At 47.1% G+C, this 15,535-nt stretch carries 16 protein-coding genes, 1 tRNA gene and 1 pseudogene; 10 read left to right on the top strand and 8 right to left on the bottom strand.

Annotated features, from left to right (window positions below):
- Positions 1-138 precede the first annotated feature (138 nt).
- Entirely contained in the window at positions 139-519 is a 381-nt protein-coding gene (locus NDI34_RS20615) for a DUF4359 domain-containing protein (protein ID WP_348233678.1), read from the bottom strand.
- A 121-nt stretch (positions 520-640) separates the two neighbouring features.
- Between NDI34_RS20615 and NDI34_RS20620 the strand changes: the two genes are divergently transcribed.
- Positions 641-713: transfer RNA gene (locus NDI34_RS20620), tRNA-His, on the top strand.
- A 148-nt stretch (positions 714-861) separates the two neighbouring features.
- Here NDI34_RS20620 and NDI34_RS20625 read toward each other — a convergent pair.
- Positions 862-1,179: a YkvA family protein gene (locus tag NDI34_RS20625; protein ID WP_348233679.1), complete on the bottom strand. Its 318-nt coding sequence runs from the start codon at positions 1,177-1,179 to the stop codon at positions 862-864.
- 214 nt (positions 1,180-1,393) lie between these two features.
- On the opposite strand from NDI34_RS20625, the gene NDI34_RS20630 reads away from it, so the two are divergent.
- From NDI34_RS20630 to NDI34_RS20640, 3 genes are all read left to right on the top strand, one after another.
- A complete protein-coding gene (locus NDI34_RS20630; RefSeq protein WP_190985394.1) occupies positions 1,394-2,077 on the top strand; it encodes a MotA/TolQ/ExbB proton channel family protein in 684 nt (227 codons plus the stop codon).
- Between the two features lie 102 nt (positions 2,078-2,179).
- The gene (locus NDI34_RS20635) at positions 2,180-2,863 is read left to right on the top strand and encodes a biopolymer transporter ExbD (RefSeq protein ID WP_348233680.1); all 684 of its coding nucleotides are present in this window, start codon (positions 2,180-2,182) and stop codon (positions 2,861-2,863) included.
- A 107-nt stretch (positions 2,864-2,970) separates the two neighbouring features.
- Entirely contained in the window at positions 2,971-3,366 is a 396-nt protein-coding gene (locus tag NDI34_RS20640; protein ID WP_190411809.1) for a phage holin family protein, read from the top strand.
- 159 nt (positions 3,367-3,525) lie between these two features.
- On the opposite strand, the gene NDI34_RS20645 is transcribed toward NDI34_RS20640, so the two are convergent.
- Both NDI34_RS20645 and NDI34_RS20650 read right to left on the bottom strand, forming a co-directional pair.
- Positions 3,526-5,388: an aspartate kinase gene (locus NDI34_RS20645; protein ID WP_348233681.1), complete on the bottom strand. Its 1,863-nt coding sequence runs from the start codon at positions 5,386-5,388 to the stop codon at positions 3,526-3,528.
- Between the two features lie 378 nt (positions 5,389-5,766).
- A complete protein-coding gene (locus NDI34_RS20650) occupies positions 5,767-7,116 on the bottom strand; it encodes a cytochrome P450 (RefSeq protein ID WP_348233682.1) in 1,350 nt (449 codons plus the stop codon).
- 248 nt (positions 7,117-7,364) lie between these two features.
- Between NDI34_RS20650 and NDI34_RS20655 the strand changes: the two genes are divergently transcribed.
- Both NDI34_RS20655 and NDI34_RS20660 read left to right on the top strand, forming a co-directional pair.
- Complete coding sequence (locus NDI34_RS20655; RefSeq protein WP_190536811.1) at positions 7,365-7,919, top strand: GNAT family protein; 555 nt, start codon at positions 7,365-7,367, stop codon at positions 7,917-7,919.
- A gap of 91 nt (positions 7,920-8,010) precedes the next feature.
- Positions 8,011-8,601: a TetR/AcrR family transcriptional regulator gene (locus tag NDI34_RS20660; protein ID WP_190536810.1), complete on the top strand. Its 591-nt coding sequence runs from the start codon at positions 8,011-8,013 to the stop codon at positions 8,599-8,601.
- Between the two features lie 176 nt (positions 8,602-8,777).
- Here the strand turns inward: NDI34_RS20660 and NDI34_RS20665 are convergent, their stop codons facing one another.
- On the bottom strand, positions 8,778-9,416 hold the full coding sequence (locus NDI34_RS20665) for a Uma2 family endonuclease (RefSeq protein WP_348233683.1): 639 nt from the start codon (positions 9,414-9,416) through the stop codon (positions 8,778-8,780).
- A 511-nt stretch (positions 9,417-9,927) separates the two neighbouring features.
- On the opposite strand from NDI34_RS20665, the gene NDI34_RS20670 reads away from it, so the two are divergent.
- Positions 9,928-11,289, top strand: a complete 1,362-nt coding sequence (locus NDI34_RS20670; RefSeq protein WP_190529562.1) for an NAD(P)/FAD-dependent oxidoreductase — start codon at positions 9,928-9,930, stop codon at positions 11,287-11,289.
- Positions 11,290-11,372: 83 nt separating this feature from the next.
- On the opposite strand, the gene NDI34_RS20675 is transcribed toward NDI34_RS20670, so the two are convergent.
- Together NDI34_RS20675 and NDI34_RS20680 are read right to left on the bottom strand one after the other, a co-directional pair.
- The gene (locus tag NDI34_RS20675; RefSeq protein ID WP_348233684.1) at positions 11,373-12,146 is read right to left on the bottom strand and encodes an SDR family oxidoreductase; all 774 of its coding nucleotides are present in this window, start codon (positions 12,144-12,146) and stop codon (positions 11,373-11,375) included.
- 180 nt (positions 12,147-12,326) lie between these two features.
- Positions 12,327-13,154 carry a nuclear transport factor 2 family protein gene (locus NDI34_RS20680; RefSeq protein ID WP_348233685.1) on the bottom strand — a complete coding sequence of 276 codons (828 nt, stop codon included), beginning with the start codon at positions 13,152-13,154 and terminating at the stop codon, positions 12,327-12,329.
- A 147-nt stretch (positions 13,155-13,301) separates the two neighbouring features.
- Here NDI34_RS20680 and murG point away from each other — a divergent pair, with 147 nt between their 5' ends.
- The 3 genes from murG (at position 13,302) to NDI34_RS20695 (ending at position 15,425) form a co-directional block, all read left to right on the top strand.
- Positions 13,302-14,360 carry an undecaprenyldiphospho-muramoylpentapeptide beta-N-acetylglucosaminyltransferase gene (gene murG / locus NDI34_RS20685; RefSeq protein WP_348233686.1) on the top strand — a complete coding sequence of 353 codons (1,059 nt, stop codon included), beginning with the start codon at positions 13,302-13,304 and terminating at the stop codon, positions 14,358-14,360.
- A 147-nt stretch (positions 14,361-14,507) separates the two neighbouring features.
- The gene (locus tag NDI34_RS20690; protein WP_348233687.1) at positions 14,508-14,858 is read left to right on the top strand and encodes an S-layer protein; all 351 of its coding nucleotides are present in this window, start codon (positions 14,508-14,510) and stop codon (positions 14,856-14,858) included.
- 138 nt (positions 14,859-14,996) lie between these two features.
- Positions 14,997-15,425 carry a DUF29 family protein gene (locus NDI34_RS20695; protein WP_348233688.1) on the top strand — a complete coding sequence of 143 codons (429 nt, stop codon included), beginning with the start codon at positions 14,997-14,999 and terminating at the stop codon, positions 15,423-15,425.
- Positions 15,426-15,429: 4 nt separating this feature from the next.
- Here the strand turns inward: NDI34_RS20695 and NDI34_RS20700 are convergent.
- Positions 15,430-15,535, bottom strand: a pseudogene (locus NDI34_RS20700) (IS630 family transposase); the annotation flags it as partial.

A 15,535-nucleotide genomic window follows, 5' to 3' on the forward strand; every position in this document is an offset into this window, starting at 1 on the left:
AAGATATCCTCAATTGGAGAGATGACCATAGGGTGTATCTGTTATAAAGCTGAGTGTGGTTAACTGGCGGCTTTACCCGTTTCTCAGCACTTTAGAAGCGATCACGCAGCTTGAAACAATAATTCTTTGCTAACAAGATTATTGCTTCTCTGCTTGATAAATATAGACATTGTCGAAAGCTGCTACCGACTCAAAATGATAAGAAGGCAGGAACGAACTAACCGACAAATCGGTGCGATAAATGCTAAAAAAGATAAAATTTTGCCGCTCTGTCGTTTCAGCAATCAGCCGCTTCACCTGCGGGCTGCCCGTCTCAACTAATAACATACATTGACGCTTCAAAAAATTCTCAAAGTTTTCTGGAGCCTTTTCACAAACATTGTCTTTTATGTACACCGTTAGTTGCTGTAAGGCAAATTCTTCGTACTCCTCCTGAGTGGGATTCGTCAGCGCCATCGCTACACCCAGTCCAGCCAAAGCAACTCCCGCAATCGTTGTAATAACCTGTAAACCCTTCATGGGATATTAAAACCATTCTTTTGTAGCCTTTGACTACGGCGATCGCCGTCTGAGTTCCAGGTTAACTGACGAAAGACTGGATCAACTGGCAAGCACAATGCTATATTAAAAATCTGAAATGGCGAGCGTAGCCAAGTGGTTAAGGCAGTGGATTGTGGTTCCACCACTCGGGGGTTCAAGTCCCCTCGTTCGCCCTGGCTCTTGTATAGACGTAGATCATCCGTCTCTCAAAAGTCATTACTTTTGGGTGCGACTACTACAAACAAAGACCCCTCTCCAGAAGCCTGCGGAATATGGCTGCAACACTGGGAGGGGTTATTAATATTATTGTTGTGACGCACACTACTTGAGGGGAACAGCCTTTACATCAACCGTGTCTGAATTGGAAGTTGCTCCAACACCTGCAACATCCGCTTCAGAGACCGCTTGCTCGTCACGAGACTTGAGGCGCTGAGATAGCATTTGGGAAACTTCAGCAACCAGGAGCGTCAGAATCACACCATCGTCAATCCATCCGATGATGGGTATGAAATCCGGGGCAATATCAATCGGGCTGAAAAGATAAAGTAATGATCCTAGAATTACCCACCAACGATACTTAGGATTGCGGATCGAGTTGCGATACCAGTTGTAAATTGATTGGATTGAAAAATTATTCATTATTGAATCCTCTAGTTATTTTTAATATTGACAAATCTACCAGCATTATGTAGGTGTGGATATCCACCCGAAGTTTGACTAGAAGATTCGACAATAGCGGGAGAACCTCGCTCTTTAGTTCAGTCTGAATGACAATGCTTGTCTAAAATTGGAATGGCTTCAAGTTGTTAAAGAAAATTAAAAGCTTGGGGAGTGTAGGAGGAAAGAATCGACCGTGACTTTTCAAGAACTGATTGAGAAGGGTGGACCAGCGATGTGGCCTCTGCTGGCTTTATCGCTGCTGTCTCTGGGCACTATTTTTGAGCGCCTATGGTTTTGGGCAAGAATCTTGACCAAAGAAAGAGAAACTGTGGATCGGGTGCTAGAAGCAGCAACTCGCAACTGGGGAGTTGCCACTGAGATTGCTCACCAAGCTAGAAAACAGCCGATAGGGCGTTATCTGTATGCTCCCTTACGACTCTCTAACCCCGACCCAGAAATGTTTAGGCTGGCACTGGAGGCAGCAGCAGATGAGGAATTAGCTTCAATGCGCCAGGGCGATAAAATCTTAGAAGCGGTGATTGCCCTTGCGCCTTTACTAGGATTGCTGGGAACCGTGTTGGGATTGATCAGATCGCTGAGTGGTATTCGCCTTGGCGATCTCGGAACGTCTTCAACCGCTGGAGTGACTCTAGGGATTAGCGAGTCTCTGATCAGTACGGCAGCTGGGCTGATAGTCGCCATTACCAGCCTTGTCTTCTATCGACTGTTTCAAGGTTTTTTGTTTAACCAAGTCAAAATTTTCCGGAGAGCGGGAAATGAGCTGGAGTTAATGTACCGCCAGGAATGGCCCAAACTTGGTATCGATCGTCATCCGATGAAGGCGAAAGTAGAAACTTCAGATACGGCTGAATCCTAGAAGCCATTGGTCATTGGTCATTCGTCATGGGTTATTAGTCAGTAGCGAAGAATTAGGGGCTAAGGACTCATGACTTTTTAAATTCCCCTGTTGTTTGAACTTATGAAGATTAACTTAGATAATCCGGGTGATGACACCAGAATTGAGATTCTTCCCCTAATCGATGTCATTTTTTGTATCTTGACGTTCTTTTTGTTGGCTGGGTTGCAATTGACTCGTCAGCAAGCAATTAGTGTAGATTTACCCAAGGCGAGTAGCGGCACTCCGCAGATGCGAGAGATGTTGATGGTGAGCTTAGATGATTTTGGTCAAATCTATGTGGAACAACAGCAGATCAATTCAAAAGATCAGCTGACTCAGTCTTTGCAGAATTACCGCTCGACAAATCCAAATGGCTTGATGGTGCTGTACGCTTCTCGGACTGCAAGTTACAACGATGTCATTCAGGTACTGGATTTGCTAAGAGATGTGGGAGGCGATCGCGTGTCTTTAGCGACTCTACCCGGTTCCGGTGATGCGGCGGCTGGCTCTAATACGCAGGTTCCTACGGCTCCTAGTCCCGGTTTAGCGCCCTATTCCGGCAACGCTCCTATCCAACCTTATAATCCTTATGCGCCACCCAGTCCATCAGCCAATCCATACAATCTGGGTCAGCCGCAATTGCCGGTGGCTCCGGGACAACCAGAGATTAATCCCACGATTCCCGGTACTACGATTCCCGGTACTGTACCCGTGACACCGACGGTTCCGGCTCCCCAAGGGACTGATTCTGCTCCCAAGAGGTAGGGACAATTCTGTCAATTTACAGAGGTCGAGGCGCGATTGTTTGTTTAAGGTAGGGATAATCAAAAGATTTTTTCACGCCTCAACTTCTGGATAGGAGGTTTATAAATATGGATTTAATTGATGTGCTGATTACCTGGTTGGTAACAGCCGCCAGTTTGTTAATTATTAGCAAGCTGCCACTCGGAGTTGAAATTGATAACCCAGGAATTGGTTATATTTCGGCAGCCGTTTTTGGAATTTTAAATGCAGCGATTAGCTTTGTATTTTTTACCTTGCCGAATACGCTAACATTTGGCATCTACGGATTTTTTGCAAAGCTTCTGACTTTGGGTTTATTCTCTTTTGTCCTTAATGTCATTGCACTGACAATAGCCGCGAGATTGATTACAGGCTTTCGTTTGGAAAAAGGGATTTGGAGTGCGGTCATCGGTGCGATCGCTCTCGCCGCTGTCAGCAGCTTTATTACCAGTGTCGTGATTGGTCAGCCAACAGCAATTGCGTAAAGAGTCGATCGAAGGGTAGGCATCAATTAGCGTAAACTAACCAATAACTTTAAAAGCCCGGTTTCTGATAGAAACCGGGCTTTTTGCTGGTCAGTTTTTCGGCTGGAGATCCCTCATCGCTCCCTTGTTCCAGGGGGCGATGAAAAAGTTGCAAGAACTTTAAGCGGGAACTTGAATTTTTTGGCTACCGGCAAGTCCAAAAGCGGCGTGGATGGCTTGTAAGGCGGTGACGCCCTGATTTTCTGCTACGACGCAGCTGATTTTTATTTCAGAAGTTGTAATCATCTGAATATTGATTTGGTGTTGGGAAAGCGCTTCAAACATTTGGGCGGCGACACCGGGTTGCCCGACCATACCGGAACCGACGATACTTACTTTAGCGATCGCTGTATCCACTAAAACTTCACCGCAGCCTAAGGATGGTGCGAGTTTTTCGAGTGCTGCTTTCGCTTCTGCTGCATCTGCTTGGGCGACGGTGAAGGCAATATCGCGGGTCCCGATCCCATTCACCACGCGACAGCGTTGGGATTGGATAATCATATCCACGCTGATATTTTTCTCAGCCAAGAGTCCAAAAACTTGAGCTGCCATCCCTGGACGATCGGGGATATGACGAATGGCGAGACGCGCTTGATTGAAATCAAGGGCAACACCGCGCACGGGGGGAGCGGAGTGCTGAGGACTCAGGGCTGAGGACTGAGAAATTTTGCCCTGTTGTTCCACACCACTTTCTACAATTCTGTTTTGGTGGAGTGGGGAATTGTTGACCTCGAAGGTTTGGCACAAAAGAGCGATCGCGCGATCGCAATCATCCGCATCAATGACGCAACTAACTTTCACTTCCGAGGTGGAAATCATCTGAATATTGATCCCAGCACTAGAAAGCGTAGCGAACATCTGCGCTGCTACACCCGGACGCCCAATCATTCCCGCACCCGCGATCGAGACTTTGGCAATTTGCCTGTCTACCATCACCTCGGCTTCTCCGTCTTCTGGGTTGTTTGAGCTGCGGAGGGCGGGCGCGATCGCTGCGGCTACAGCTTCCGCTCGATTAATGACGTTTTTGCTAACTGTAAATGCAATATCGTTGGTGTTGCCTTCGTGAATCGACTGGATAATCAAGTCGATGTCCAAGGCTTGATGGGCAATTTCACCAAATAGCCGCGCCGCCACGCCTGGACGATCTGGCACCCGCAACAGCGCAATTTTCGCTTGGTCGGTATCAAATTCTACCCCATCGACAGGACGGGCAATTTCTAAATCTTGGAGCGATCGCGGCTTAGGCATTGGAGAAATTACCCTAGTCCCAGGATCGTCCGTCCAGCTAGAACGCACCACCAACTCTACGCCATAATTCCGGGCAATTTCCACAGCGCGGGGATGCAGCACCTTTGCCCCTAAGCTGGCTAACTCAAGCATTTCATCAGAGGTAATCTCCTCCATCAGATGGGCTTCTGGCACTAACCGGGGATCGGTGGTAAAAATCCCTGGCACATCCGTGTAGATTTCGCAACAGCTGGCTCGTAAAGCTGCCGCTAGTGCTACCGCCGAAGTATCGGAACCGCCGCGCCCCAAGGTGGTAATTTCCAACTCTTCGGTACTAGTGATGCCTTGGAAACCCGCCACCACAACCACCTTACCCGCGTCTAAGTGACGTTCCACCCGATGTGTCTGGATATGCAGAATCCGGGCGCGGGTGTGTTCGGCTTCGGTAACAATTCCCACCTGTGCCCCGGTCAGAGACACCGCTGACTGTCCTAATTCCTGCAATGCCATACTCAGCAGGGCGATTGAGACTTGCTCGCCAGTCGAGAGCAGCATATCCATTTCTCGACGAGAGGGATTTGTAGAGATTTGGTTGGCTAATTTCACCAATCCATCAGTCGTCTTACCCATTGCCGAAACTACGACAACCAGCGAGTTGCCCATCTGGGCTGTTTTTAACACCCGCTGAGCGACTGCTTGAATGCGTTCCACCGAACCAACTGAAGTGCCACCATATTTCTGGACTATTAGCGCCATAATTCTCTCACCAATCCTGCCTAGGGATATACCCACATTGCCTTAGCCTGAGGCTACACAAACCAAGCCTGCCTAAGCTCGTAAGCGCACTAAAGGTGCGACAGGCTGACACGGCAAGGCATCTTATCTTCTTTTAACCTAATTAAATTATCAGACTTGCTGGGACAAAACAGGCTGACTTTAGATTGTGTTGATTGATTATCGTCAAACATCTATCGCAGGTAGTGTGGAGATAGGGCGAAGGCTTGAGGATTTTCAAGGATCATGCAATCGCTAAAAATTCTAGATGCACAAATTCAAAGATAGCCGTGTTAGTTGAGTAGGCACCGCCCACCTGACGGCTCTAGTGCGATTTGATAAGCATTGCGAGGCGCTTTCCTAGTCGTGCTGCACTCTCCGCCAAAACTTCACCTTTAAACCCTCGCGGGGATAGACTGTCGGTAGCATCACCATATCCAAGTTTTGTTCGGGAAGCAGTTCCCACTCATACTCGCGGACTAACAACGCAGCAAACAACTTGATCTCCAGCTTGGCAAACTCCCTGCCCAGACATTCTCGCAGTCCCCCACCAAAGGGGATATAGCTCATCGGTTTTTGTTTATCCTCCGCCCGTTCGGGGGCAAAACGCTCTGGGTCAAAGCATTCTGGCTGAGTATAGATGCGGCTATCTTGATGAGTCGTACCGCTGTGATAAAGCACCTTCCAACCTTTGGGGATTAAGTAGCCATTAAGATCGCAAGATTCAATGACTTCTCTAGGACCAGTTGATGGAGGAAACACTCGCAGAACTTCCTTCAAGACTTGCTCTAGATAGGTCATCTGCTTCAGATGCTCCAGCGTCAGCGGTTGGGGAAACCCCAATTGCTTTTGCTCTGCACGGATAGCCTCTTTAACTTCTGGATGCTGCGCTAATAGAAGACATAACGAAGAAAGGGCAGATGACAACGTATCGTGACCTGCAAATAATAGGGTTAGAAGTTGCTCTTTGAGTTCCTGTAAACTCAGAGCGTTTCCTGCTTCATCTCGCGCTTGCAACAATAACCCTAAGACATCTTGAGTCGATGTAGCTTGTTGTTGACGCTCTTTGACTATCTCCTCAATTCGCGCCAGTATCAGCTTGCGACACCGTAACGCCCGACCAAACTTTGTCCAAGGCAAGGGTACAGGAATGGAAAGTAGCCCCTTTCCCCAAATTTCATACCACGCGCCAAAATTGCGATCGCTGGCAGCTTCGGTTCCTATCAGCAACTTACAAGCCACATCCAGCGTGTATTTTCTGAGTTCCAAGTACCAGGAAAACTGACCCAAAAGCTCCCATTTGTGGAGATAACTACGGGTAATTTCCTCCATTGTGGAGGCATACCCTGCTAATGCGCGAGGTTGGAAGGCTTGCGATAGCAGTTTGCGCTGTCTTAGATGTTCATCCCCCATTTGCATCACGACCGATCCCGTTCCCATCAACGCTTTGGTCTGCGGGGGGACACCATTCGCAATTCCGTCAGAAAAGTAGTGTTTCTCGTTGGCAAATAGAAAGCGGGTTGCCTCGGCTCCAATCAAGAAGATGGTAGGACGACCCAACACATGAGTTTTGAAGATTTGTCCATATTGCTGGTATCGCCTCTGTACAAAGTTTGGATCGCGTAAAAAGCTGATGGTTTCGCCAATAATTGGTAGACCAAAGCTCCCAGGAGGTAAAGGTAGCGATCTCGCTTGTTTGGTCGTTGTCATTGTTTCCTCTCGGCTCCACAACAAATGGACAGCATCAATATCGATACGTTAAAGTATCGTAATTACAATAGAGAGTGTCAAGAGGAGCTGCCTTAGGGTGGCAGGACATTTTAGACAGAGCGACAGCTTTTAAAATTCACCAGGCTATTCCCAACTCCCAACTTGTTTTCTTCTTTTGTATGATCATTACCGCCTCCTGACAGACTTGATATGGAGGAGTACAAACCTAAAATCGAGGACAATTAGCGATGTTAAAGGGCGAACGAGTAACGCTACGGGGTATACGGCGGGACGATCTACCGAAACTGTGCGAGTTTAACAATGATTTAGCCGTTGAATTGGCAGGTGGAGGCGATCCGCCGATCCCCCAGTCCCTGGAACGGCTACAAGCAGAGTTCGATCAAAATGCCGCCAAAGGTGGACGAGATGGCACCTGGTTTGCGATCGAGGCAGATGGCAAGTTCATTGGGCAGTGCGGCTTGGTTGGTTTTGATATATTTCAGGGGGTGGCGCGTGTCTGCGAATTAGGCATTGCAATTGGGGATAAGGAATATTGGGGACGTGGCTACGGTCGTGAAGCGATCGCATTGCTGCTGAATTATGCGTTTCGATACTGGAATCTACATCGAGTTTGGTTAAGGACAAACTCAAGGAATGAACGCGCGATTCGCTGTTATCAATCCTGTGGATTTGTGGAAGAAGGTCGCCTCCGGGGTCACGAGTGGTATAACGGCAGCTATATTGATACGCTGTGCATGGGAATATTGCGGGAGGAGTGGGAGCATATTAAGAAACAAGACTGATTGCATCTAACGCAACTCCCCATTGACAATTCTTTGAGAACGCTTGCAGCAAATTGCCCTTGATGAACGTTGTTTGGGCGAAGATGAGTTTATGAGTAAACCTATCAAAAGCCCGCCTGGACGCCCACGTAGCGAAAAATCTCATCAAGCGATTCTACAAGCAACTCTTGAGCTGCTAGCAGAAATGGGATATCAAGCTATGAGCATCGAAGCGATCGCTGCACGCGCTAAAGTGGGCAAAACTACCATTTATCGGCGGTACAGTTCTAAAGAAGAACTGGCTGCAGACGCGATTGAAAGCCTCAGAGAGGAAATATTGATACTAGACACAGGCAGCCTCTGGGGAGATATTGATATCCTCATTGAGAATGCAGGGAAAATGGTACTCAGCCCCTTAGGTCGTCAAACTGTTGCCCTAATTATTAGTACAGCGTCTAGCAGTCCGACTTTTGCCCAGGTCTACTGGAAAAAATACCTACAACCGCGACGGCAAGCCTTTGGAGTCGTGCTGGAACGTGCTAAGGCTAGAAATGAAATTCACACAGATATAGAACCCGATTTAGTCTTCGACCTGATGAGCGGAGCAATGTTATATGCGATGGTCTTTCAGCCAACTGATGAGACATTTCAAGCATATATCCGTCGTGCTTTGGAGCTTTGTCTCAAAGGTAATACTGCCTAAAATCGCATTGAGGCAGGTGTTCTGCATCGGTTAAGCTTTTCTAGAAGTTGCTCGACTTGCTTGGTATCTTTACGACGCCAACCATAGATTTATCACAAGAGCCACTAACTTTAACAACTCTGTTCACCAGCGATTCCCGATTGCGATCGCACTATCATCTTCTGTATTTTTCGGATTTAATTCTCACTTACTAATTTTTGTCGTAAGTCCCGAATCGCAACGCTGGTATTGCGCTCGGAGGCAATTCGGAAACACTCGGTGATGAATGCTAAAGCATTAATATTGGGAAAAAAACGGCTACTGGTTACAATCGTGTAGCGATCGCTCTGCAATTGGTAAATCTTAAGTTGGTTCTTTTTATACAACCAAACTTCCGGCACTCGATAGGGCAGGTAGTCATTTACATCCGTGTAGCTGGTTACATCTATCTCAATTACCAAATCGGGCGATGGCTCTATTTCCCAATTGATGCGGTCTTTGCCTGCAACTGCTGCCCAATTATCGATATAGAAGCAGTAGTCCGGTTCAATGCCGCTAATCTCTGGCAGTTCCATTGTGATTGGGGTAAACGCTTCGTAGTCCCGCCCTAAATGGTCTAGGAGAGCTATTACGACCATTGCAATAACGTGGGCTTCGCGTCCGTGTCGGGGTAGCGGTGACATTAACAGAATCTCTCCGGGTCGATACTTAATGCGCGGTATTGAGCGATCGCCTAGTTGTTCAGTTAGTGCTTGATAGTCCTGCCAACTACCGGGTAGCCGCACCACTGCGCCTGCGGGTAACTGGATTTTCTCTGGTGTGATAACTGCAAACATTGGACTTATACCTCCATCTCCACTGTAATCCTTGTATCGCACCTAACCATCGTGTCGCAGCGCAACAAAAAAGTTCTGCCTTAAAAAAGCATAGAGTGCCCGATCAGAAGGCTGATTAATCCTTTCCTAAACTCATAAAAATTGATGAGGAGAAATTTTTGGAAAACCCTTTGGAAGCAATGAATCGGTAATTTAGGCAATGTGAATATTCGAGTTTAGAGTAACAAGGCAAGTCAAAAGGGCGATCGCGTCTTTTTTCATCCTCATTGCGAACTGACAAGTCAGCGCTTCGCGATCGCGCCATTCCCAAACATCGGCTTAAACGTGTGCTGAATACCTCTTATGGCAGACTTTCCAGGCACAACAATCTACCTGTAGCCGTCGCTACGCCTGTTTTAACCCTGGCACACTAGGCTAATATGAACATCTGTAACGGAAGCCTTGCCAGTTGGTAAAGAAATGTTAGTTCAACCGTAGCCACGGGCAACATAAAACAAAGGATGTCAATTTTATGGTAGTAGCAGTGGAAAATCAGTCTCCTCACCATGTTGTGATTGTCGGTGGCGGCTTTGGCGGACTTTATGCTGCCAAGGCATTGAGCGGCGCACCTGTCCATGTGACACTGGTCGATAAACGTAACTTTCATTTGTTTCAGCCACTCCTTTATCAAGTCGCTACCGGAACGCTATCCCCAGCAGATATTTCATCTCCTCTGCGTGCGGTACTCAGCGAGAGCAAAAATACTAAAGTGCTGATGGGAGAGGTAAAGGATATCGATCCACAACAGCGAAAAGTCATCCTCGCTGGCGAAGAACTGATCTACGACACGTTAATCGTTGCTACAGGTGTGAGCCATTTTTACTTTGGCAATGACCAATGGGCAACTGTAGCGCCAGGATTGAAAACCGTTGAAGATGCGCTGGAAATGCGGCGTCGCATTTTTATGGCGTTTGAAGCGGCAGAAAAGGAAACCGATCCCGAAAAACGGCGTGCCTGGTTGACGTTTGCGATCATCGGCGGAGGGCCGACGGGGGTAGAATTAGCGGGAGCGATCGCAGAACTCGCTTACAGCACCCTCAAGCGAGATTTCCGCAACATTGACACCGCTGAAGCCAAAATTTTGTTACTGGAAGGGATGGATCGCATCCTACCTCCCTACACACCAGAGTTATCTGCAAAAGCAGAAGCCTCTCTTCAGCGCTTAGGTGTCACTGTGCAGACAAAGACGCTGGTGACAAATATTGCAGAGAATATTATCACCACAAAACAAGGCGATAAAATCGAACAAATTCCAGCGAGAACAACCTTATGGGCAGCGGGAATCAAAGCTTCACCAATGGGGAAAGTTCTGGCAGAACGCACAGGCGCTGCAATTGACCGGGTGGGGCGGGTTATCGTTGAATCCGACCTGAGTATAGCAGGACATCCTAATATCTTTGTGGTTGGAGACTTGGCAAGTTTTTCTCATCAAAATGAGAAACCACTACCAGGTGTTGCACCCGTGGCGATGCAAGAAGGGGAATATGTTGCTAACCTGATCAAACAGCGGATTGCCGGTTACAGTATGGCACCTTTCCAATATGTTGACCGAGGCAGTATGGCTGTTATCGGGCGGAATGCTGCGGTAGTCGATTTGGGTTATGTGAAGTTTTCCGGTTTGCTCGCTTGGCTCACCTGGGTATTTGTTCACATTTACTTCTTAATTGAGTTTGATAATAAACTCATCGTCATGCTCCAGTGGGGTTGGAATTATTGGACTCGCAAACGTGGGGCAAGATTGATTACCGGCGACGAGGTAATTGGGAAGGTAGGAGTTGACGCTAACGGCGATTATTACGTGCCACTGAAGAGTAAAGAAACGGTGGAAGTTTAAACGCAAAGGTACGCGAAGGTTTACGCAAAGGTTCGCCGAGGAAAGATATTTCTTTGGGAACCTTTGTGTTTAAAAAGACGAAATTAATTTCGTCGATGAACTTGGGTAGCAGTGGCTTGATCGGTGGGGACTAAAAGTAATTCGCTGATATTAACGTGAGCAGGTCTAGTGACACAGAAAAATATTACATCTGCAATATCTTCTGGTGTTAAAGGGGTTAAACCTTGGTAAACTTTTTGAGCGCGATCGCTATCTCCGTGGAATCGCACTTGACTAAATTCCGTTTCAACTAACCCTGGATCGACTGAAGTGACTCGCACGGGCGTTCCTAGGAGGTCTTGCTTCAAACCTTCGGAAATTGATTTTACAGCGGCTTTAGAAGCACAGTAGACGTTACCACCGGGATAGGTTTGATGACCGGCAATGGAGCCAAGATTCACCACATGGCCTTTACCCCGGTTTACCATTCCTGGCACTAAATAGCGGGTGCAATAAAGTAAGCCTTTAATATTGGTATCGATCATTTCTTCCCAGTCTTGAATGCTGCCTTCGTGGAGTTTATTTAACCCCCGGCTAAGACCAGCATTGTTAATTAAGATATCGACCTCAGACCAAGCCTCTGGGAGAGAAGAAAAGGCGGATTCAACAGAAGCGCGATCGCGTACATCTAGTGCTAGTAGATGCAACTGGCAAGAAAATTCTTTGCTAAGTTCATCTGCGAGTTCCTGCAAGCGCTCTTGGCGTCGAGCCACTAAGATCAGTTTGGCACCCGCTTGGGCAAACATCTTGGCACAAGCAGCACCAATTCCACTACTCGCGCCAGTAATTACAACGATTTTGTCTTTGATAGAAATCATTCGGTTTAACGAAATTTTATGGCAATCTAAGTAAATCTTAAAACCCTCTTTTTTCTTTTATTCGCGTTTTTTGCAGTCTTTAAAAAGACTCCTTTTAAATCAAACAAAATTGCTATAAATTCTGAAAATTGAGCTTTGAATTCTTAATTAAATTAAAAACTCAAAACTCAAAACTCAAAACTATTTGGAAGGGCGACCACCTTCTACAACCCGCAGGCGCTGAGTAACTGTTGTCATGCCTTGTTCGCGGATTACAACCGTTGATACCCAATAATTCCCTTTTGTCAGGGGGGCGCGACCTACCTTAAAAATTCCACCCGATGACAGCAACTCCAGATCCACCGGCGCGGGTTTGGCAAAGCGATCGCCCCGCACGGGTTCTTCCACTGCTGCTCCCAACATCAAATCGTCGCCTAGGGGTTCTTGGACGACTGCATCAAGGCTATAGGATTGACCAATACGCACCTCTTCCGGTAATTTCATGTCCACCGTGGGAGGCTTTACGCCTGCGGTCGTCTGAGTGCGTTCTCCCAGAATCTCCTGCTGGACAATTTTTTGACCTTGAAAGCGCTGACGCGATCGCAAGGCGGACTCAAACTTCATATTTTTGCCATCCATTCGCTGGGTGCCCGTAATCTGAGTCACCGTCTCCACAACAAGCGCATCGCCTTCCTTTTCCCAAGATTTGAGTTCTGTACGATAATTCAGGTTTGGGTAGCGCTTCCAGAGTTGAGTTAAAGTCTGTTGCAGACTCTGACGATTTAAGCCATCAGAATGGGTAAAATTCTGGCTATAGAACTGCATCACCGCATTGACATCCTGACGATTGGCAGCTGCATCAATTTGCGTGAGAGAATTTTTTAGCTCGGCGGGTGCTGTTTCTGGACTCGCTGCTCGAACAGTGTTTGGATGAAGCAGGGACGTAAAAATTATAAAGGCAAAAATTTTCGACTTTTGCTTGATGAGAGACTGGAACAAGCTGACAGACGGAGTTATCTGGTTACGCATCACAGACGTGTTTGAATAATTGGATAAAGAAAACCGTGTCGAGCAACAGACGTGCTAAAGAGTAGAAATCCTGGATGCTCTATTGGCTAATTTATAACTGATTTTTAATCTTATCCGAGCCAGGACAGCCAGTAGGAGATAGAAACTTTGGCAAATGAACCGAAACGATTGTTAATTGCAGCGAGTGGTACTGGGGGACATTTATTTCCCGCGATCGCGCTAGCCGAGAAACTGCCAGACTATGAAATTGAGTGGTTGGGTGTCCCGAACCGCCTAGAAACCCAGTTAGTTCCGGCTCAATATCCCCTCAACACCATTGAGGTGGAAGGGTTTCAACAAGGGTTTGGACTGGGGACATTGGGCATTCTGCTGCGACTGACGGGTTCCATCCGGCAGGTACGCCAGCTACTTAAAGACAAGAATTTTCAGGGTGTATTCAGCACTGGGGGTTATATTGCCGCACCGGCGATTATTGCCGCGCGATCCATTGGAATCCCCGTGATTATGCACGAATCCAATGCCCTCCCCGGCAAAGTGACTCGCTGGTTGAGTCCGTGGTGTAATAGCGTGGCGCTGGGGTTTGAATATGGAGCGCATTACCTACCCCGCGCTGGAACCGCCTACACAGGCACCCCAGTTCGCGCCCAGTTTCGCACCCCCCAAAAGCTGGAGTTGCCAATTCCTGAAGATGTCCCCTTAATTGCAGTCGTCGGTGGCTCTCAGGGCGCTGTTGCCGTCAATCAAATCGTCCGCGAGTGCGCCCCAGCGTGGTTGAATGCCGGTGCCTGGATTGTCCATCTGACGGGCGATAATGACCCTGATGCCCGAAGTTTCCAGCATCCTCAGTATCTTTCCATGCCGTTTTATGACAATATGGCGGCACTTTTGCAACGGACGAACCTGGCAATTAGCCGCGCTGGCGCTGGGACATTAACTGAACTTGCGGTTACGCAAACCCCAGCGATTCTCATTCCCTACCCTTTCGCCGCCGAAGATCATCAAGTCTACAATGGGGCAATTTTTAACTCAGCAGGCGCTGGTTTGGTATTCCGGCAGTCAGAACTGACGCCTCAGTTACTAGAAAGTAAGGTATTGAATTTATTGCAGTCGCCCGAACAACTACAACAAATGGCTCAAAAAGCTGCTACGCTAGCAGTTCCTGACAGTGCCGAACGTTTAGCCGATCTGGTGCGCCGAACGCTGTAGCCAAAAGGCTTTCAGTCACAAAGCCTTCGGATGAGAAATTAGGATTTATCCACAAATTGGAACAGCCAATGTAACGCCAGTAATTGTTAGTTTTGAGGAGGGGCAACTTTCTCTTAAAGTTGCCCGTACAGTTGTTCCTCGCAAACCATGAAACTCAAAATCGCAACAGCTATACTCCTTGCCACTATTGGCTTTGTGGCTCCGGCTAAAGCGCAAGATCCCGAACCGATCGCCCCAACAACGCCCTCATCTCCAGCGCAACCAACTTCAGATCCAGTTTTGGAAGCCTGCGCCCAAGACCAAGCCGATACTTTACCCAATCCTTTCTCAGATGTGCCGTCGAATCACTGGGCATTCAAAGCGGTTCTAAGTATGTATTATTGTGGCGCTTATCGAGGGTCAAGTTCACCTGAGAAGGTTAAACCATTTCTGCAACAACAGATTCCTCAACAAAGCAGTAATCTGCCTGAAACCAAAGTGGAAGTTCCCCGAACTTAGGAGGATTTTGTGTATAAGTAAGGATGCGATCGCTCTCAGAAAAGTGCCGAGAGCGATCGCATCCTTCTGATAGTCAATAGCCTAGTCTATACCCGCGTACCACATAATTTTGCGATGTAAAAGTGAGGTCAGTTGACAATGACTCAAGAACTCACCGACTTAAAAGCTTCCATTCTGGAAGGAAGATACGAAGATGCTTTGTCCCTGGTGGATGATTTGGAAGGGATGAGTAAAAAAGCTATTTTGCAGAATATTGAGAGCTTTCTCAGTAGAATGCTGGTTCACTTGATAAAGAATAAAATTGAGCAGCGTTTAACTAATTCTTGGGCAGTTTCTATTCGAGATTCACTTCTAAAAATTCAAGCTTTAAATATTAAAGAAAATAAAACTTCCTTCTATATTAACCAGGATGAATGGGAATCTTACCTGGAAAATTCTTTTGAAGATGCTATATTCGCGGCAAGTGTGGAAGTTTTAAATGGGAATTATACCCCATTTCAACTACAAGATATGGTAAGCAGAACGGAGATAATTGTCGCAGCAAATAAACTTCTAAGCTTGACCTAAGTGCTTAAGCAAAATTAATTACATATTCGGTTCCGACTTTTTTTAGCACATTTTTGACATACTTTACTAAACTTTTCCAGTCCCGATAAGCCTCTATCTCTATCCATTCA

Origin of the sequence: Trichocoleus sp. DQ-U1 (assembly GCF_039961925.1) — a bacterium.
Classification (GTDB): Bacteria; Cyanobacteriota; Cyanobacteriia; order Cyanobacteriales; family FACHB-T130; genus FACHB-T130.